General features: G+C 62.1%; 22 protein-coding genes and 1 tRNA gene. 11 read left to right on the top strand and 12 right to left on the bottom strand.

Features of this window, described 5'->3' with window-relative positions; all coding sequences use genetic code 11:
* The first annotated feature begins 78 nt into the window (after nucleotides 1-78).
* The gene (locus NKI95_RS19720; RefSeq protein ID WP_352466906.1) at nucleotides 79-489 is read left to right on the top strand and encodes a winged helix-turn-helix transcriptional regulator; all 411 of its coding nucleotides are present in this window, start codon (nucleotides 79-81) and stop codon (nucleotides 487-489) included.
* A 251-nt stretch (nucleotides 490-740) separates the two neighbouring features.
* On the opposite strand, the gene NKI95_RS19715 is transcribed toward NKI95_RS19720, so the two are convergent.
* Nucleotides 741-1,466, bottom strand: coding sequence for a glutathione S-transferase family protein (locus NKI95_RS19715; RefSeq protein ID WP_352718956.1), 726 nt, complete (start codon nucleotides 1,464-1,466; stop codon nucleotides 741-743).
* 1 nt (nucleotide 1,467) lies between these two features.
* Complete coding sequence (locus NKI95_RS19710) at nucleotides 1,468-1,773, bottom strand: Rieske (2Fe-2S) protein (protein ID WP_352718955.1); 306 nt, start codon at nucleotides 1,771-1,773, stop codon at nucleotides 1,468-1,470.
* A gap of 100 nt (nucleotides 1,774-1,873) precedes the next feature.
* Between NKI95_RS19710 and NKI95_RS19705 the strand changes: the two genes are divergently transcribed.
* Nucleotides 1,874-2,326 (top strand): MarR family winged helix-turn-helix transcriptional regulator, encoded by a 453-nt coding sequence (locus tag NKI95_RS19705; RefSeq protein WP_352718954.1) that lies wholly within the window; start codon nucleotides 1,874-1,876, stop codon nucleotides 2,324-2,326.
* A 37-nt stretch (nucleotides 2,327-2,363) separates the two neighbouring features.
* Here the strand turns inward: NKI95_RS19705 and NKI95_RS19700 are convergent, their stop codons facing one another.
* On the bottom strand, nucleotides 2,364-2,792 hold the full coding sequence (locus NKI95_RS19700; protein ID WP_352718953.1) for an anthrone oxygenase family protein: 429 nt from the start codon (nucleotides 2,790-2,792) through the stop codon (nucleotides 2,364-2,366).
* Nucleotides 2,793-2,949: 157 nt separating this feature from the next.
* Here NKI95_RS19700 and NKI95_RS19695 point away from each other — a divergent pair, with 157 nt between their 5' ends.
* From NKI95_RS19695 to NKI95_RS19675, 5 genes are all read left to right on the top strand, one after another.
* Entirely contained in the window at nucleotides 2,950-3,603 is a 654-nt protein-coding gene (locus tag NKI95_RS19695; protein WP_352466901.1) for a TetR/AcrR family transcriptional regulator, read from the top strand.
* Between the two features lie 135 nt (nucleotides 3,604-3,738).
* Nucleotides 3,739-4,758: a ketol-acid reductoisomerase gene (ilvC, locus tag NKI95_RS19690; RefSeq protein ID WP_352466900.1), complete on the top strand. Its 1,020-nt coding sequence runs from the start codon at nucleotides 3,739-3,741 to the stop codon at nucleotides 4,756-4,758.
* Nucleotides 4,759-5,015: 257 nt separating this feature from the next.
* Nucleotides 5,016-5,993, top strand: coding sequence for a DUF3592 domain-containing protein (locus tag NKI95_RS19685; RefSeq protein WP_352718952.1), 978 nt, complete (start codon nucleotides 5,016-5,018; stop codon nucleotides 5,991-5,993).
* Between the two features lie 500 nt (nucleotides 5,994-6,493).
* Nucleotides 6,494-7,015, top strand: a complete 522-nt coding sequence (locus NKI95_RS19680) for a hypothetical protein (protein ID WP_352718951.1) — start codon at nucleotides 6,494-6,496, stop codon at nucleotides 7,013-7,015.
* On the top strand, nucleotides 7,008-7,625 hold the full coding sequence (locus tag NKI95_RS19675; RefSeq protein WP_352718950.1) for a hypothetical protein: 618 nt from the start codon (nucleotides 7,008-7,010) through the stop codon (nucleotides 7,623-7,625). Before NKI95_RS19680 ends, NKI95_RS19675 begins: the two co-directional genes overlap by 8 nt.
* A gap of 12 nt (nucleotides 7,626-7,637) precedes the next feature.
* Here the strand turns inward: NKI95_RS19675 and NKI95_RS19670 are convergent, their stop codons facing one another.
* The 3 genes from NKI95_RS19670 to NKI95_RS19660 all read right to left on the bottom strand — a co-directional run bounded on the left by NKI95_RS19670 (nucleotide 7,638) and on the right by NKI95_RS19660 (nucleotide 8,869).
* The gene (locus NKI95_RS19670; RefSeq protein ID WP_292659122.1) at nucleotides 7,638-7,922 is read right to left on the bottom strand and encodes a PilZ domain-containing protein; all 285 of its coding nucleotides are present in this window, start codon (nucleotides 7,920-7,922) and stop codon (nucleotides 7,638-7,640) included.
* Nucleotides 7,923-8,095: 173 nt separating this feature from the next.
* Complete coding sequence (locus NKI95_RS19665) at nucleotides 8,096-8,680, bottom strand: BA14K family protein (protein ID WP_352718949.1); 585 nt, start codon at nucleotides 8,678-8,680, stop codon at nucleotides 8,096-8,098.
* Between the two features lie 51 nt (nucleotides 8,681-8,731).
* Nucleotides 8,732-8,869, bottom strand: coding sequence for a hypothetical protein (locus NKI95_RS19660; protein ID WP_156937338.1), 138 nt, complete (start codon nucleotides 8,867-8,869; stop codon nucleotides 8,732-8,734).
* On the opposite strand from NKI95_RS19660, the gene NKI95_RS19655 reads away from it, so the two are divergent.
* Both NKI95_RS19655 and NKI95_RS19650 read left to right on the top strand, forming a co-directional pair.
* Entirely contained in the window at nucleotides 8,868-9,980 is a 1,113-nt protein-coding gene (locus tag NKI95_RS19655) for an endonuclease/exonuclease/phosphatase family protein (RefSeq protein WP_352718948.1), read from the top strand. The genes NKI95_RS19660 and NKI95_RS19655 overlap by 2 nt on opposite strands.
* A 7-nt stretch (nucleotides 9,981-9,987) precedes the next feature.
* Nucleotides 9,988-10,734: a hypothetical protein gene (locus NKI95_RS19650; protein ID WP_352718947.1), complete on the top strand. Its 747-nt coding sequence runs from the start codon at nucleotides 9,988-9,990 to the stop codon at nucleotides 10,732-10,734.
* Here the strand turns inward: NKI95_RS19650 and NKI95_RS19645 are convergent.
* The 4 genes from NKI95_RS19645 to NKI95_RS19630 all read right to left on the bottom strand — a co-directional run bounded on the left by NKI95_RS19645 (nucleotide 10,709) and on the right by NKI95_RS19630 (nucleotide 14,285).
* Entirely contained in the window at nucleotides 10,709-10,948 is a 240-nt protein-coding gene (locus NKI95_RS19645) for a hypothetical protein (protein ID WP_352718946.1), read from the bottom strand. The two genes, NKI95_RS19650 and NKI95_RS19645, sit on opposite strands and share 26 nt — an antisense overlap.
* 114 nt (nucleotides 10,949-11,062) lie before the next feature.
* Nucleotides 11,063-12,280, bottom strand: coding sequence for an ABC transporter permease (locus tag NKI95_RS19640; protein WP_352718945.1), 1,218 nt, complete (start codon nucleotides 12,278-12,280; stop codon nucleotides 11,063-11,065).
* A 2-nt stretch (nucleotides 12,281-12,282) separates the two neighbouring features.
* Nucleotides 12,283-12,990, bottom strand: a complete 708-nt coding sequence (locus NKI95_RS19635; protein ID WP_352718944.1) for an ABC transporter ATP-binding protein — start codon at nucleotides 12,988-12,990, stop codon at nucleotides 12,283-12,285.
* 2 nt (nucleotides 12,991-12,992) lie between these two features.
* Nucleotides 12,993-14,285 carry an efflux RND transporter periplasmic adaptor subunit gene (locus NKI95_RS19630; RefSeq protein ID WP_352718943.1) on the bottom strand — a complete coding sequence of 431 codons (1,293 nt, stop codon included), beginning with the start codon at nucleotides 14,283-14,285 and terminating at the stop codon, nucleotides 12,993-12,995.
* Between the two features lie 111 nt (nucleotides 14,286-14,396).
* Between NKI95_RS19630 and NKI95_RS19625 the strand changes: the two genes are divergently transcribed.
* Together NKI95_RS19625 and NKI95_RS19620 are read left to right on the top strand one after the other, a co-directional pair.
* The gene (locus NKI95_RS19625) at nucleotides 14,397-15,302 is read left to right on the top strand and encodes a PhzF family phenazine biosynthesis protein (protein ID WP_352718942.1); all 906 of its coding nucleotides are present in this window, start codon (nucleotides 14,397-14,399) and stop codon (nucleotides 15,300-15,302) included.
* A 105-nt stretch (nucleotides 15,303-15,407) separates the two neighbouring features.
* A tRNA-Lys gene (locus tag NKI95_RS19620) sits at nucleotides 15,408-15,483 on the top strand.
* Between the two features lie 100 nt (nucleotides 15,484-15,583).
* Here the strand turns inward: NKI95_RS19620 and NKI95_RS19615 are convergent.
* Together NKI95_RS19615 and cobT are read right to left on the bottom strand one after the other, a co-directional pair.
* Nucleotides 15,584-16,309 (bottom strand): hypothetical protein, encoded by a 726-nt coding sequence (locus tag NKI95_RS19615; RefSeq protein WP_352718941.1) that lies wholly within the window; start codon nucleotides 16,307-16,309, stop codon nucleotides 15,584-15,586.
* Between the two features lie 16 nt (nucleotides 16,310-16,325).
* Complete coding sequence (cobT, locus tag NKI95_RS19610; protein WP_352718940.1) at nucleotides 16,326-17,336, bottom strand: nicotinate-nucleotide--dimethylbenzimidazole phosphoribosyltransferase; 1,011 nt, start codon at nucleotides 17,334-17,336, stop codon at nucleotides 16,326-16,328.
* Nucleotides 17,337-17,341 lie beyond the last annotated feature (5 nt).

Raw genomic sequence — 17,341 nt, 5'->3', positions numbered from 1 at the left:
CAGCACTAAAATAGGAATTGACCCATCCTCGTAAAGAAGGCAGTTTTGCGGGAGGTAGGCACACCCAGGGAACCAGCCATGGACGGCAAGATCGTCAATCTGAGATCGAAGCTCGAGATCTATAAAGCAGGCAGCGGTGGCGGAAACCTTGCGGATTGCCCGGTTCGCGACGTGATCCAGGGCATAAGCAATAAATGGAGTTCGCTGCTGATGGAGGCCTTGGCCGAGAAGCCGTACCGCTTTGGCGAGTTGCGGCGCCTCGTGCCCGATATTTCACAGCGCATGCTCACCCAGACGCTGCACGATCTGCAGCGCGACGGCTATGTGCATCGCCAGGTGTTTCCGACCAAACCGCCGAGCGTCGAATACAGCCTCACCGATCTCGGGCGCTCGATGTTTGGACCATTGCATCAGCTGATCCAATGGGCCGAGCTCAATCACGGCGCTGTACGCGAGGCGCGGAAGGTTTTCGATGCTGCCGAAGGCTGAGCCTCCAGGCCGAGACGGCGGCTTGATTTAGCGACAGCGCTGAAGGATTGTCTGGCCTGGGTTTGGTCGGGCAAATGGGCAATTCTCTGGATATCGCAATTGCCGGCGCGGCGATCAGTTACGCGGAACGGACCGTATCGATACTGCGCTGGAGACCTGCGTTCGCGACAGGCTGGTGGCGACAGTGGCAAGAATTCCGCCGGAAACGAATATCCTTGCCTCGATGATGGCTGGAAGGGTGGTCGATCTGTTCAGGCGGATCGGGCTTGCGGAAGCGCTGTGGTTGAATCGTTTTGGCGGATGATTTCCGAAAGGTGCGAACCCTTGGCCTGCAAGAATGCATAGAGGCGTTGCGCATAATCGGGAGCGACCGCGTCCTTTACGGATGAGCGTTCGCGCAGTGCCTTGCGCCAGGCCTGGATATGCGGCTTTCCGTCCAGGATGTCGAAATCGCCGATCCGGTCGAAGACGTCGAAATAGCGGAAAATCGGCCCGTAGACCGCGTCGACCAGTGAAAAGCGCTCGCCGGCGAACCATAGCCCAGCCGCGCCGTTCGCCAGTTCCACTTCCAGGCGATCGAACATTGCCGATAGCGCCTCGCTTTCAGCGAACATCGCGGCTTCCGTAGGCGCTGAATAGAAGCGGCCGACGGCATTGAGGATTGCCGAGCCGAATTCGATCCAGGCGCGATGCCGGGCACGGGCATAGGGATCGGTGGGATGCAGCGGATTGGGTTGGGTTTCCTCGAGGAATTCGAGGATGACGAGCGATTCGAAGATCACCGTTTCCTGGCCGTCATGCTCAACGCGGAGCAGCGGCACCTTGCCGAGCGGCGATATCGCCTTGAACCAGGCAGGCTTGTTGGCGAGATCGACGGCGATGCGCTCGAACGGCACGTCCTTTTCGCGAAGTGAAATCGCCGCGCGCCGCACGTAGGGACAAAGATGGTGGCTGACGAGAGTGAGCTTGTCGGTCATCTCACTCTCCCCAGACATAGTTCAAGGCGCCGTCCTCGACGCGGGTGGAGAGGAACATCAGGCGGGAGCCCTTCGGCGCCGGGCCTTCGAGGCGATCACCGTTCGCCATGTCGAACGAGGCGCCGTGCCATTGGCAGACGAGCTTGCTGTCCTTGCAGTCGAGCGGGCCACCGAAATGCAGGCAGACATTGGCGGCGGCGCGGATACGTTCGCCGCTGCGGTAGACATGGACCTCGCGGCCGAAAAACGGAGCGATCAGGCTGCCTGTTTCCGGAATGTCGGCGATCTTGCAGATTTCATGCTTCATCGGAATTGCCTCTCACGATTGATGCGATTGCATCTATCTAGATGCATTTGCATCGATCGTCAAGCTTGATGCAATTGCATCTATCGCCTATGCTGCAACCATGACCGGGATTCCTTCACCTCCAGCCATCAAGGCCTGGGCCCGCCTGATGCGGGTCTCGCGCCAGCTGTTGGAAAGAGCAGAGGACGCGCTGAAGGACAGTGGCTTGCCGTCGCTTGCCTGGTACGACGTCCTGCATGAGCTTGCCGAGGCAGGCGAGGGCGGATTGCGGCCGTTCCAACTCACCGAGCGTACCCTGTTTGCGCAATACAACATCTCCCGGCTCCTGGCGCGGCTCGAAGCCGACGGGCTGGTCGAGAAGCTTCCAGTTGCCGATGACGGCCGCGGACAAACAGTCCGCATCACCGGCAACGGGCGCGAAACGCGCCGCCGCATGTGGGCCGTCTACGGCCGGTCGATTGCGGAGTTGGTCGGCTCCCGGCTTTCCAATGATGATCTCGACACGCTGTCAGCGCTGCTTGGGCGGCTGCGCCATCCGGCCGTCGTGGAGTGACACGCCTTCGTGCCGAAGCTGGCGCCGATCGGCGAGGTCAGGCACTGCCCCAGAGAAACGCCAGCGTCGCCAGAACGCCAAGCCCGACGCGGACCAGATGCAGATTGCCCCATTTGACGATCAATGTCCGAGCTTCAGGATTGACGGTGTTCGCGTCCATTGCCTCCAGCAGCCGATTTGCCGGCATCATCACCAGCAGCGTCCATGGCCAAGGCAGGATGATCAGCAAGGCGCCGACCAGATAAGCGAGATTGCCGGTCAGCCACCACGCGACGAGGCCCAGAATACAGGCGATGACGGCGATCGAGGCCTGCATGGCGGCGCCGCGTTTGTAGGAAGGCTGCCATTCCTGCAGCAATGCCTTGTCATCGAGGCGAAGCCGCGCCGGCTGCTCGGCGACGCTGACGTAGATAGCCGCACCCGCGAACACTGCGGCAACGGTCAAGGCAAGCAATCCGGCGAGCATGGTCCGTGTCTCCCGTGATGCCCCCGCATGGAGCACGCTACAGAAATAAGGGCTTGCGCCGGGTCGGGCAATACGCCATAAAGCCGAACCGTAACGTACGGTACGCCATCGCGTTCGTGTCTGAACTGCGGGTGAGTTTGCCTCCTGAGGAAAGACTGTGTTGCACGCTGTGACCGACATCGACACCAGCGAGGCGCTGACGGAGCGACAGAAGGCCGTCCTCGACGCCGCCCTTCGCCTGCTGGTCGAAGAGGGCGATCAGTTGACCATGACCGCCGTGGCGCGGCGGGCGAGCTGCTCTAAGGAGACGCTCTACAAATGGTTCGGCGATCGCGACGGGCTGTTGACGGCAACGGTACAATGGCAGGCGTCCAAGGTGCGGGTAGTGCCGGTCGACCGCAAGGGGCTCGACCTTGCTTCGCTGACGGCGAGCCTCGAACGCTTCGCTTCGGACTGGCTCACGGTAATTTCGAGCGACACCTCGATCGCGCTGAACCGGGTGGCGGTCGGCCATGCTAGTTCGGGGAAGGACGATCTCGGCGCCATCGTGCTGGAAAATGGCCGCTTCGCGCTGGCCAGGCGCCTGACGCCAGTGCTGGCGGCAGGCAAGGAAGCTGGTTTCCTCGAGTTTTCCGACGCTGAGACGGCGTTCCGCACCTTTTTCGGGCTGGTCGCCCGTGACGTGCAGATCCGCTTGCTGCTTGGCGACCGGCTGGAATTGACTGATGCAGCGATCGGCGGCGATGCTGTCCGGGCGACGCAGCAGTTTCTCGCTCTTTACGGGGCAAAAACCGGGCCGCAGGGCCCATAGAGCCGGATGATTTCAGGTCGAATCGACCTGAAATCTGAATCCGGCTCTACACCTAGAGATGGAGCATGATGTCGTCCGAAAACCGCTTCACACTTTTCGGCATCATGCTCTGGTTCAAAACGGGAAGGAAGAAAAATGCGTGTCTATTACGATCGCGATGCCGATCTCAACCTGATCAAGGGCAAGAAGGTCGCCATCATCGGCTATGGCAGCCAGGGCAGGGCGCATGCGCTCAACCTCAAGGATTCCGGCGTCAAGGACATCGCCATCGGCCTCAAGGCCGGCTCGGCGACGGCCAAGAAGGTCGAGGCCGACGGGCTCAAGGTGATGAGCGTAGCCGATGCCGCCAAGTGGGCCGACCTGATGATGATGGCCACGCCCGATGAGCTGCAGGCCGACATCTACAAATCCGAGATCGCGCCGAACATCCGCGATGGCGCGGCGATCGCCTTCGCCCACGGCCTCAACGTGCATTTTGGCCTGATCGAGCCTAAAGCTTCGGTCGACGTCGTGATGATCGCGCCGAAGGGGCCCGGCCATACGGTGCGCGGCGAATACCAGAAGGGCGGCGGCGTGCCGTGCTTGGTCGCGGTCAACCAGGACGCTTCGGGCAATGCGCTCGACCTGGCGCTCTCCTACGCCTGCGGCGTCGGCGGCGGCCGTTCGGGCATTATCGAGACCAATTTCCGCGAGGAGTGCGAGACCGACCTGTTCGGCGAGCAGGTTGTGCTGTGCGGCGGTCTGGTCGAATTGATCCGCGCCGGCTTCGAGACCCTGGTGGAAGCCGGCTACGCGCCGGAAATGGCCTATTTCGAGTGCCTGCACGAGGTCAAATTGATCGTCGACCTGATCTACGAAGGCGGCATCGCCAACATGAACTATTCGATCTCGAACACCGCCGAATGGGGCGAATACGTCTCGGGCCCGCGCATCATCACCGCAGACACCAAGGCCGAGATGAAGCGCGTGCTGAAGGACATCCAGACCGGCAAGTTTACCTCGGAATGGATGCAGGAATATCGCGCCGGCATGTCGCGCTTCAAGGGCATCCGCCGCAACAACGACAGCCACCAGATCGAGGAAGTCGGCGCCAAGCTGCGCGCGATGATGCCGTGGATTTCCAAGAACAAGCTGGTCGACAAGGCCAAGAACTGAAGGAAATCCACGTTCGTTTCGTTACGTGTCCTCGGGCTTCGCCCTGCGGGCGCGTGGGAATTTCCAAGAACAAGCTGGTCGACAAGGCCAAGAACTGAGCGCAATTTCATTGCCGATCAAGAAAGGCCGGCGGAGCGATCCGCCGGCCTTTTTGCATCAAGATTGTGTAGTTTCCAGGCTTCTGGACAGGCGCACTATCCGCATCACCGTGATATGCCTGTGCGGGGCATGGCACAAAAGTGCCAAGGGGGTGAGAGTTGGAACTCAAATTTCTGTTGGTCGGGTTTGCCTGCGCGGTTGCCGGCATGCTGTCCCTCGTCACCTTGCTGAAGTGGTGGGAGGTGAGGGCGGTCAGCCGCTGGTCTCCAACGCCGGGAAAGATCATCTCGTCGCGGGTCGAGGCTCGCGAGGTGACCAGTTCGGGATCCGGTTCGGACAGCAGAGGGTCGACCGAGATGCGCAACTTCCCGGCGATCACCTTCGAATACAAGGTGAACGGCAAGAAGTTTCGCAGTTCGCACTACAGCGTGCAGGAGAACCTTGGAAACTTTGCCGTGGCGGAAACCCTTGCGAAATTTCCAAACGGGGCCGGCGTAACCGTCTTCTACAATCCGGCCGATCCAGCCAAGGCCGTGATCGAACGCACCATGCCCGACGGCTCCTTCAAGTTCATGGTCCAGCTTTCGGCCGGGCTGGTGGTCGGCGCGCTGGTATTGGTCTTCTCCGTCGGCGGCATCCTCGAAGCGATCCGCCCGTTTTTGCCCAAGCCGCAGAACCTCGGCGCCGCTGCCCTGCTGCTTTTCATGGGATTGTTTGTCCTGCGCATGGGCTTTGCCCAGAAGTCACTTGCGGAACAGGCGGCCAAATGGCCCATCACGGCAGGACGCATCGACGCTTCGGGCCTGCAGAAATTCGAGACCCGCGACAGGTCCGGAGGCGGCTATCGACCCTGGCGCGCAGTCTTCAAATCCCGCATCGTCTACAGCTATAGCGTCGCAGGCCAGCGCTACGCCGCCGATCGCATCGCTTTCGGCGCAAACGTGACGGCTTCGCTGCCGAGCCTCGTCAGCGGTCAATCACAGCGCTACCTCGAGGGCGATAAGGTCGAGGTCCACTACGATCCCGACAACCCGGTTGCAGCGGTTCTCGAATGCAGGGTGAGTGGGCTTTGGCTCCTGTGGGTCTGCGCCGTTGGCTTCCTCGGTGGAGCCGCGCTGCTTGTCGGGGTGATCTAGTGCTGAAGCTGCCGTCCTAGACGCTGTAGATCCAGAGGAAGAGCACTTGTCCTCAGCATCTGACAAGAACTCCGCTGTCGAAGCCAGGCCAAGTCAATCTCACCGTCGCACCGTCGACAACAATATGGATGACACGGGAGAACGGCTCTTCGGCCGACGGGTTGGATCCGTAGCATTGGCTGGCCCGCGCCACCCAGCCCGTAGGCGTCTTGAGGAACCTTGCGTGTTCGCAGCCGAGAGCAGGGACCGACAGCGCGTCGCGGTACAATGTGTAGACAGTCTGGCGTTGAACATCCGCAACGGCGGTACAGTTCGATCTGTTCCCGGACCATGTGCCCACATAGGGTTCCGCGGCGACGGCTTGGCCGCACGAAAATGCTAGGATCGAAATGAGCATCAAGAGATTTCGCATCATCGATTCTTTCTTTTCGACGTGGCCTTGGGCCATGCTAAAGCATCGATGCTCAAACTTCACAATGATGCTGCTCCAAGGGACTTAAATGATCATCCGCAAAGCAGCAGCTATTTTTCTGAGCATGCTGAGCGTGTTGCAAGCAGCGAACGCAACAGAATGTTCGCTCAGCCATGCGACCTATCGCGAGCCGCGTTCGGGAGCGACGATACAGTTCCGGCCAACCAACAACGAGCCGGCTGCGCTGACGACGGAGGTCTTTTCGCTGATCGTGCCCAACACCGACATTCATCTGCCGTCGGACATCACCTGGACCAATGGCAAGTACTCGTTTCCTGTGGGCACGATCCGGCACACCTGCACCGACGACGATCGTGAGGCGGGTCTCGAGGACGGCACCGGGCAGTGCAGAGTGTGGGATGGGCAGGTCTATGCGTTCAATGCAGGCGGTGCCGAGCAGTTGAGCTCCCGCGAAGCCTCGCCGGCACCGGCAGGGTTGCTGTTGCCTGACTTCGGCGCGATTTTTACCGAATGGCCCGATTTCGCCAAAGCCAATCCCGACGGTTCAGCCTGGGACGCCTTTAGCTTGACGGGTTGTAGCGATGAATAGCAAGAGACTGCCGGCCTGCATCTTCGCCCTGCCGGTCCTTATGGCCATGGCCACCGGCGCTCGTGCCGACCAAAGCAAGCCGTCGCGTCCGCCTGTCGACAAATGCGCTTGGGAACGGCTGGCGGACAAGGATGTCGGGCTGGCTGCCTGGGTGCAGCGCTGCGATTTCGGTTTTCGCCGGATTCATTTCGAGCTTGGCGGCAATGCGCTTGCCATCAAATACAGCGACGGCGGCCCGGCCGATCCCGTCGTCGAAGTCTTCGATATGCTGCCGGGCGAAGCGGCCGTCGCTGCGTTGCAGCGCATTTTTACGCAGAAGACCGAGAAAGCCATCAGCACACGTTGCGTGCTCATGCCCGAAGGGGTCACGCCCGCGGGCACCCTGCGGTATGTCTTCAGTCCCGACGCCGTTTATCTCAGCGAATTGAAGGCCGCCGCCAACCCTGACGAGGTCGGCGAACCGCCTTGCGGCGAATGGGGCGAAGCCCCGGACGGCATTCAGTATTTCGAGGTGCAATCACCCGAACTGCGAAAGCTTCTATTCGTTCGCGTCGGCCAGGATGAGCCTTTGTTTGACGAGCAGACACTGCAAGTCCTGCCACCCGGATAGCGCCGGGAGATATCAGCCGTAATGCCAACTTGGCTTTGGCTGAGTGCCGGTGAACATCACGCCGATGCGATCCTCGCGGCGCCAGCGGACCACGGCCTCGTAGGCAATGCCGTCGGTCGGAACATAGAGCAGGAATTCATCGGGCACGCGCGCGTCGATCGAGACCTTCAATTCGGCGCCGCCGGCATGCATGTTGCGCAGCGTGCATGTGACCTCGGAATTGGTCATGCCGGTCAGGATCGTCGCGCCCTTCAAGACGCGCTGCCGGCGTTTGTCCCTCTGTTCGTCCTCGGCCATTGCACGCAATCCAGCCAGCTTCGCGTCTCGGGCGTTCTGATCGGGAGGATTATTAGACCTGCCTGATAAAAATAGCGTTATCACCAGTGAGACTGGGCGATTTTCGCGATTCCTGGCTGGAAGAAAAAGGCGCCGCGAAGCACGGCGCCGAATGATGCTTGTTGTCGGCCTGCTTACCTATAGGGCGAGTAGCATTGCTGGCGCGGCCCGTAATAGGGCTGGAAGGTGTTGTCCCAGGCGCGGTACGACCGGTAGCGATTGTAACACCATTGGACATGTGCACTGGAAAGCCGCCCTGCGCGATAATAGCGGCGCGGTGGCGGCGCGTCGTAGTAGTTATAGCTGTTGTACAGGCTGCCAAGGCCGAATCCCAGGCCCAAGCCAAGAATCGCGGCGCCCGCACTATCATCATAGTAGCCGCCGCGGTAATGGCGGCGATGATGGCGCCAACGCCAGCTGTCGTCCCAGCCGCCATTGTCCCAGTGTCTCGAAAAATGACGGCCGCGGAAATTGTTGGACCGCCATCTCCAATCATTGTCGCCGTGCCATTGCCGAAAGCCGCGATTGCGCCAACGCCAGATCTGCCTGTCATTGCCGCCTGCCCAATCTTCACGAATTTGCACGATGTCGGCGGCATTGCCCGCCACCGGCAGCAGGGGTTTGGGCATCGGCCCGGCAAGCGAGGGGGCCGAGAGGCCGGCGATCAGACCGAGGGCCATCAGCCCGGATCTGACGGAAGATAAAAAGAGCGGTTTCATCGCACTCTCCGAAGGTTCAGGCCCCACGCCCAGAATACCCCGGGGAAGGGCCTATTGATGGAACTTTCCATCTGAACGGAAGATGAACAAAAAGGTTCCGTCAACCATGGCGAGCGCGCGATCAATCAGAGCCGCTTGGTTTCTGCGCCCTTGTTTTCGGGCGCGCTTGCGGGCAAAGGTCAAAGCCATGTCGCTGCGCCTTGCCACCTTCAACGTCGAAAACCTGATGAACAGGTTTGATTATTCTGGATACCGCAATCAGCTCAACGAAGATCGCACGCTGGCGCTTTTCGACATCCAGAGCGAGGCCGAATACAAGATGCTCGAGCAGGCGCGGGCGATCGCGCAATCCGACGACACGCGGCAGTTGACGGCGCTGGCGATCGCGGCCACCCGCGCCGACATTATCTGCATGCAGGAGGTCGACAACATCGAGGCGCTGAGGGCCTTCGAATATGGCTATCTGTTCAAGATGGTGGGGCAAGGTTACCGGCAGAAATACACCACCGCCGGCAATGATTCGCGCGGCATCGACGTCGCCCTGATGATGCGCAACGAGACCGCGCAGGGCCAGCCGATCGAATTCGTGCGCATGACCAGCTACGCCTATGTCACGTTCGAGCAATTCGGACTGCACACGGCGGAATTGGCAGCGCTTGGTCACCAGGCCAATGAACGCATCTTCCGGCGCGACTGCCTGGAAGTCGATCTGACCGTGGCTGGCGCGCCGTTGACGCTCTATCTCGTGCATTTCAAGTCGATGGGCTCGCCCCGCAACGGCCTCGACGGCCGCGAGGCGACAATGCCGCTGCGCATCGCCGAGGCGCAAGCGGTGCGCCGGATCATCGAGGAGCGTTTCGGCAAGGACCATGCCGCCGACAAGCGCTGGGCAATCTGCGGCGACATGAACGACTACCGGCAGCGCGTGAAGATCACCGGCGATGCCGTCGACGGCTATCGCTTCGAGGTCATCGACGAGACCCGGTCCTGCATCGACGTGCTCACTGCCGGCGGCTTTTGCGAAAACGCGGTCGAGCGGCGGCCGGAAATGGATCGCTGGACTTTCTATCACACGCGCGGACCGGAAGAGCGGCATCTCTGCCAGCTCGACTACATCCTTCTGTCGAGGGCGCTAGCCAGACAGAACGCCACCGCCGTTCCCGATATCATCCGCAACGGCCAGCCTTGGCGGACTATTTTTCCGGCGGGTCAGGAGGTCGAGCGCTTTCCACGCGCCGGATGGGACCGGCCGAAGGCATCCGACCATTGCCCTGTAGCAATTGCCCTCGACATGGCGTGAGACAGGCGTGAGTTTCGACCTGCCGCGCAACGTCATCCTGCCGGTCGATGCCATCGACGTCAGGCTCGATCCCGGCCCGCATCCGTTCGAGCGCGATAATGCCGAAGCGATCGCCGCAAACTGGCGGCGTGAGACCGCAGCCAAGCCGGCGCTTTTCGACGGCACCGTGGTGCTGCTTTCCGCTCTCAGCTATCGCGACAATCGCCTCCTTGGCCGCTGCCATGCGGTGCGGTATTCGACCTTCATGCTTTGGCGCGGCAATCGACAGGTGGCCGGGGCCGAGCACGCCTATGCCCATGCCATGCTGGTCGCCGGCGACAATGCGCTGGTGGCGATCCGCATGGCGCCGCATACGGTCAATGCCGGGCGCATCTACTTCGCCGCCGGTTCGTTCGAGCCAACCGATTTCCGCGACGGCCTTGTCGACGTCGACTTGAACATGATCCGCGAGGTGCGGGAGGAGACCGGCCTCGACCTGTCAGGCGCGACACGCGGCAAGCGCCACTACGCCCTGTCGACGGCAAGCGGCACGGTGATCTTTCGCCGCTACCGCGAGACGGCCTCCGCCGACGACCTGGCACAGCGGATCAGCGCTTTCGTCGCGGCCGAGTCAGAGCCTGAAATCGAAGGCCCCGTCATCATCCGCAATGCAGCCGACCTGCCGGACGGGTTGATGCCGCATATGAGACCGCTGATCGAATGGCACTTTGCGGGCAAGGATTCCGACTCTAACGTCGCGACCTGCCTTCAATAGCCTTGTCGCTACGGGCAGCGACAAAATACAGCAGCACGCCGAGACCCAGGAGCGCCCCCATCGCCGTTCCCATCGTCTGCCCAATTACCTGCTGGAAGTCAGCGGTGACGCGATCGGGATTATCCATTCCATAACGGATCAAATTCCACCAAAGCCCTGCCAAGGCGGATTCGACGATCACCATCGCCAGAGCCAGTCGCCCTTTCTTGCTCATCCATTGTTCCCCCTTAGTCCCCAACAGCATTGTTATCATTGCAGATTGTGCTGCGACAAGGGCAGGTTGCACATAAAAGTGGCAGCGTCGCGAGGCGACATTTGCTGCAACGCTCTATTCATGCCTCAGCGCGTCGATGGGGTTGAGCCGTGCGCCGCGCAGCGCCGGGAAGAAGCCGAACACCATGCCGATCAGCGCGGAGAAGCCGACCGCAAGCAGGATGACCGCCGGGCTTGGCGCAAACGGGATCGTCAGCGTCACCGAGGCGAGGCCGGCAAGGGCCAGGCCGATCAGGATGCCGATGATGCCGCCAAGCAGCGACAGCACGGTTGCCTCGACCAGGAACTGGATGAGAATATGCTTTTCATGGGCGCCGATAGCGAGCCTGATGCCGATCTCGCGCGTGCGTTCGGTTACCGACACCAGCATGATGTTCATAATGCCGATGCCGCCGACGAGCAGGCTGACGCCGGCGACGGCACCGAGCATGCCAGTCATGGTGGTGGTGGCGCTGGCCATGGCATCGGCGATCTGGGTCATGTCGCGGATCGAGAAATCATCGTCACGGTCGGGCGTGATGCGGCGCGTGTCGCGCAAGATGTCCTCGACGCGCGTCTGCAGCACCGTGGTTGGCGTACGGTCGTCGGCGGCGACATAGATCGATTCGATATCGCGATTGCCGGCAATGCGACGCTGATAGGCGGCGAGCGGCATCAGCACGACATTGTCCTGGTCCTGGCCGAAGCCGGTATAGCCCTTCGGTTCCAGCAGGCCGATGATCTTGCAGGAGGTGCGGTTGACGCGGATGATCTCGCCTTCGGGGTCCCCGGCGCCGAAGAACTGCTGGCGCACCGTCTCGCCGATGAGGCAGACGCCGGTCCCCGAGCGGGTTTCCGAATCGCTGAACGGGCGGCCCGAGACCAGCTTCCAGTCGCGGGCATCGAGATAGGCGCTGTCGGTGCCGGTGACGCCCGAGGTCAGGCTTTCGGTGCCGAAAATGACGCGTACCTGCTTTTGCGAGGCCGGCGAGATGGCGCGCGCGCCGTCCAGATGCGCGACAAGCGCTGCAAGATCCTTGTCGCCGAGCGGCCGGACCACCTGGTCGAGCCCTCCAGGTCCGCCAGGCCCGGCAGGGCGGCCGGAACGGACGACGAGCAGGTTGCTGCCGAGCTTGGAAATATCGGACTTGACCTTTTCGGTGGTGCCCGAGCCGATGGTCAGCATGGCGATGACGGCAGCAACGCCGATGACGATGCCGAGCAGCGTCAGGAACGAGCGCAGCACGTTGCGGCGGATGGAGCGGAGCGAGAGGCGGACGGTTTCCCAGATCATGGCTAGGCCATCTCGAGATTGGCTGTGTCCGAGGCGACATGGCCGTCGAGGAAACGGATCGTGCGCTGCGCATAGCCGGCAACATCGGCTTCGTGCGTGACCATGGCGATGGTCAGGCCGAGCTCGCTGTTCAGCTGCGTCAGGAGCTCCATGATCTCGTGCGTGCGGGCGGTGTCGAGATTGCCGGTCGGCTCGTCGGCAACGAGCAGCGTCGGCCTGGTGACGATGGCGCGGGCGATCGCCACGCGCTGCTGCTGGCCGCCGGACAGCTCGGCCGGCGTATGATGCTCGCGGCCGACAAGGCCGACCTCGGCAAGTGCCTGCATGGCAAGGCCGCGGCGCTCGCGGGCACCGATGCCGCGATAGATCAGCGGCAGTTCTACATTCTCGGCGGCCGTGGTGCGCGGCAAGAGATTATAGCCCTGGAAGACGAAGCCGACATAGAGGTTGCGCAGCACAGCGCGGCGGTTGCGGTCGAGACGGCCGGCGTCGATGCCTTCGAAGCTGTAAGTCCCAGCGGTCGGCGTGTCGAGGCAGCCAATGATGTTCATGGCCGTAGATTTGCCCGAACCGGACGGGCCCATGATGGCGACGAATTCGCCGCGCCTGATGGCGAGGTCGACGCCGGCCAGCGCATGCACCCGGGCCTCGCCCTGGCCATAGCTTTTCCAGACCTTGTCGAAGCCGATGAGGGTCGCGCCCGATGCCACGATCAGCTCCGCTGCTGCGAGGCGGTAATGACTTGCGCGCCTTCCTCCAGGCCGGAGACGATCTCGGTCAGTTCGCCATCTGTCGAGCCGACCCTGACGTTGACCGGATGCGGCCGCCCATTCTCCAGCACGTAGAGCGTGCGCGAGCCGTCGGTGGGCTTCGTCGCCGCCTGGCGCTGGCGGTTGCCGCCGGGGCGTCCCATGCGGCCGGTGAACAGGTCGGTGAGGCTCCAGCCGCGCTCCGCCGTCTGCGCCGGCCGGTAGCGGAAGGCGATCGACGGCACGGTGAGCACGTTTTTGGCCTGCTTGGTGACGACCGAGACGGTGGCGGTCATGCCGGGCCGCAACAGAAGCTCGCTGTTGTCGACATCCAGCCTTGCATCGTATGTGACGACGCCGTCGGTGGTGACCGAGGCATAGGAAATGTCGCGGATTTCGGCGTCGAATGGCCGTTCGGGGAACGCGTCGACGGTGAAGCGCGCATGCTGGCCAGGTTTGACGGCGCCGATATCGGCCTCGTCGACCGCAGCTTTCAGTTCCATGTTCTTCAGATCCGCGGCGATGACGAACAGCACCGGCGCCTGCAGCGAGGAGGCGACCGTCTGGCCGGGATCGACCGAGCGCGTCAGTATGATGCCGTCGATCGGAGCGTAGATGGTACTCTTGGCAAGATCCGTCTGCTGCGCCTTGAGATCGGCATTGGCCATGGCGAGGTTGGCTTTGGCGATATCGAGCGCTGCCTTCGAGCGGTCGCGCGTGGCGGTTGCCGCTTCAAGCGACTGGTCCGTCGCCATGCCGCGCTTGGTCAGTTGCGCCGCGCGCACCAGCGCCTTTTCGTTTTCGGCCAGGGTCACGGTGGCGTCCTCGACGCTCGCCGCCGCTGCCTTGGCGGAGGCCTGGGCGCGCTCGATCTGCACCTCCAGCTTGGCGGTGTCGAGCGCGGCCAGCACATCGCCCTTCTTCACCAGCTGATTCTCGTTGACCGAGACCGAGCGGACGACGCCGGAGAGTTCGCTGGAAATATCGACCTGGGTGAGGGGCTGCAGTGTGCCGGTAGCCGAAACTGCGACGGTAAGATCGGCCATGGCGGCCAGTGTCGTGGTATACTCGATCTTGGCGGGCGAGCCCGCATACCACTGGTAGCCGACGACGCTCGCGGCGACGGCAAGCAGTGCGAACATTGGGTAAAGCCAACCGCGACGGCGTTTTGTCTTCAGGCCCTGGTGGTCAAGCCCGAGCGCCGTCTCGATGGCGGAAGCGGATTCCGTCTTTGGCAGATTGACAATCTGGTCCACGCCGGACCCCTATGTTCAGTGATATCCCATCAGTGCACAAATCAGGCCTAATGGTTCAAAATTCAAATTAAATTTCGCTCATGTTGGGAATGAGGCAGAGGACTTACTGAGATGCAGCCGCGGAATTACTTGCTTTACGACGTATTCACCACCAACCGGCTGGCCGGCAATCCGCTGGCCGTGGTGCTCGACTGTGACGGGCTGGACGTTGCGGCGATGCAGGCGGTGGCGCGCGAGTTCAACCTGTCCGAAACCGTTTTCGTGCTGCCGCCTGATAATCCCAAGCATCGGGCCCGCATCCGCATCTTCACACCCGACTATGAAATGCCCTTCGCCGGCCACCCAACCGTCGGCTCGGCGATAGCGCTCGCCGAAATGGCGGGAGAGGCCGCCGGCATCTTCGTGCTCGAGGAGAATATCGGCCCGGTGCGCTGCGCTGTCAGCAAGCACGATGGTTCGACCTTTGCCGAGTTCGACCTGGCGAAACTGCCGGCGCAGCTGGAATTGTCGGCCGATCCCGAGGCGATCGGCGCGGCCCTTGGCCTTGGGCCGCACGAGATCGGCTTCGAGAACCACCGCGTTTCGTTCTGGTCGGCTGGAGTGCCTTACGTGACCATCCCAGTCGCCAATCTGGAGGCGGCTGCCCGGATCAGGCTGGACAATCAGGCCTGGTCGGAGCTCGCACCACGCAAAAGCGACTGGGCCTTCGCCAGCCCCTACGTCTATTGCCGCGAGACGGTGCACCACGACAGTGCCTTCCATGTCCGCATGATGGTGCCCGGCAATCCGTCCTACGAAGACCCGGCGACCGGCTCAGCGGCGGCCGCGTTCGCCGGCGCGATCATGCATTTCGACGGCCCGACCGACGGCGTTTCACAACTGTGGATCGAGCAGGGGCTGGAGATGGGCCGGCCTTCGCGCATCCGCCTCGAACTGAATGTCGAAGGCGGCAAACTGGCGGCCGCCCGCATCGGCGGCCACGCGGTCAAGGTGGCGGAAGGCAGGCTCTTCGTCTGATCGTTGTCGGCTTCAAGCGATTTGTCGGGAAATGAATCCGGCAGGGCTGGACATGGCGGATGTCGGCGGCTATATGCCCGCCAACGCCGGTTTTTCCGGCCGAGTGGGTGCGTAGCTCAGTTGGTAGAGCAGCTGACTCTTAATCAGCGGGTCCACAGTTCAATCCTGTGCGCACCCACCAAAAATCTCCAGGATTTGGTGGAAAGACCTTAGCGAGCCGCGGCGCGAGACAGCGTTTTGCCCGTCGCACATGTCGGCAAGCGGCTAGTCGACTCGCCCGACTACTGGATAGTGGGCCTCAGATAGGTCAGGATTGCTCGCGTTATGGCAACGGCATCGAAGCTTGTCTTGCTTTTGCCGGCGATCCATTCGAGTTCCGGATGCCTGGGCAGTCGAAGTGCATGGAATAGCGCCTCGCCCGAGAGACCGCCCAGGCCAAAGGATGTAGGCTCATCGTCTGCGTAGTAAGGAAAGCTAAAATCCAGCCGGATCGGCCCACCATATCCAAGCTTTAGTTTCATCACGACTAGAACCTCGTGGCCAAAAGCATCTTCTATCGTGCCCCTAAAGCTGAGGTCACGAAGAAAATAATCGTGTGACGATCTATCCAGCCCCATGGAACTCCACAGTCTCCACGTGTGTGCTTTTAACTCCTTGTAATTCGTAAATTTTCTCATCTCGGGGGTGAGGCGCGTGGGCAGATCAGCGTAGCCGGTCTCTTCTCTCTCCTCAGCCGCGTTGCGAAAATCCTCAAAAATCCGGACGGTTTCTGGATCCGCGGGTTCCTTGGAAAAGTAGGAAATCCGCTTTTGAGAAATCATCTCGCATAGGTCCTCGACCGAATGGCCTGATCGTTCAGCCCAATCCTCCGTGGCCAACATCCATGGTGAACTGTATGTGAGCCCGGCAAAGGCCCCAGCCTTCCGATCGAAATCGCGGACAATTCGCGCATAGACTTCGCGAATGCCCTGCTTCGGGTCACGAAAAGGATATGGCGGTTCATTCATCGCAGCCGTCTGGTCCTTACTTCTCCGAAACCCCAGCCTCGGCAAAACTTGCCATGCGGGCATGGCACTCCAATGCCGAGCGGACCATGTTGACCGCCAGGCAGGCGCCGGAGCCTTCGCCGAGACGCATGCCGAGATCGAGCAGGGGCGGCAGGCCGAGCGCCTCCAACAGGCGGCGATGGCCCGATTCGGCCGAGACATGGGCTGCCAGTGTGTGCGCGAGGCCGGCCGGATGCAATCTCGCCAATGGTGCCGCGGCGGCGGTGCAGACGAAGCCGTCGAGCAGCACCGGCACGCCGAGATGGCGCGCCGCCAGTGTTGCGCCCAAGATCGCCGCAAGCTCGCGCCCGCCGAGGGCTGCCGCTATCTTCAGGGGGTCGGCTAGCGCCGGGGCGTGGCGCTTCAGGCCGGCCTCGATGGCGACGATCTTGCGCACGAGGCCGGCATCGTCGACGCCGGTGCCGCGCCCTGTCCATCGTTCCGCGCCGCCGCCGAACAGCGCGGTCGAGATGGCTGCCGCCGGCGTGGTGTTGCCGATACCCATTTCGCCGAAGCAGACAAGGTCGAGATCCCTGCTGATCGCGTCGTAGCCGGCCGAGACGGCGGCGAGGAAGGCCTCGTCGTCCATCGACACTTCTTGCGTGAAATCGCCGGTCGGACGGTCGAGGTCGAGCGGGATGACGTCGAGTTCGGCGCCGGCGATGCGGGCAAGCTGGTTGATGGCGGCGCCGCCGCCGGCGAAATTTGCCACCATCTGCACGGTGACCTCCGAGGGGAAGGCCGACACGCCTTGCGCGGTGACGCCGTGATTGCCGGCAAAGACGAAGACCTTGACGCGGTCGAGCTTTGGCATGTCGCGGCCCTGCCAGCGCGCCAGCCAGGCGGCTATCGTCTCCAGCCGGCCGAGGCTGCCTTGCGGCTTGGTCAGCGTGTCCTGGCGGCGGGCGACGGCATTGGCCGCGGCGTCGCTGCCATTGGGCAGGTCGAGGCAGGCGGCGCGCAATTCATCGAGCGATTTGAAAGGCATGGGGG

Origin of the sequence: Mesorhizobium sp. M0306 (assembly GCF_040321655.1) — a bacterium.
Classification (GTDB): domain Bacteria; phylum Pseudomonadota; class Alphaproteobacteria; order Rhizobiales; family Rhizobiaceae; genus Mesorhizobium.
Note: the sequence above shows the minus strand (reverse complement) of the source record. Positions and strands in the feature narration are given on the sequence as shown.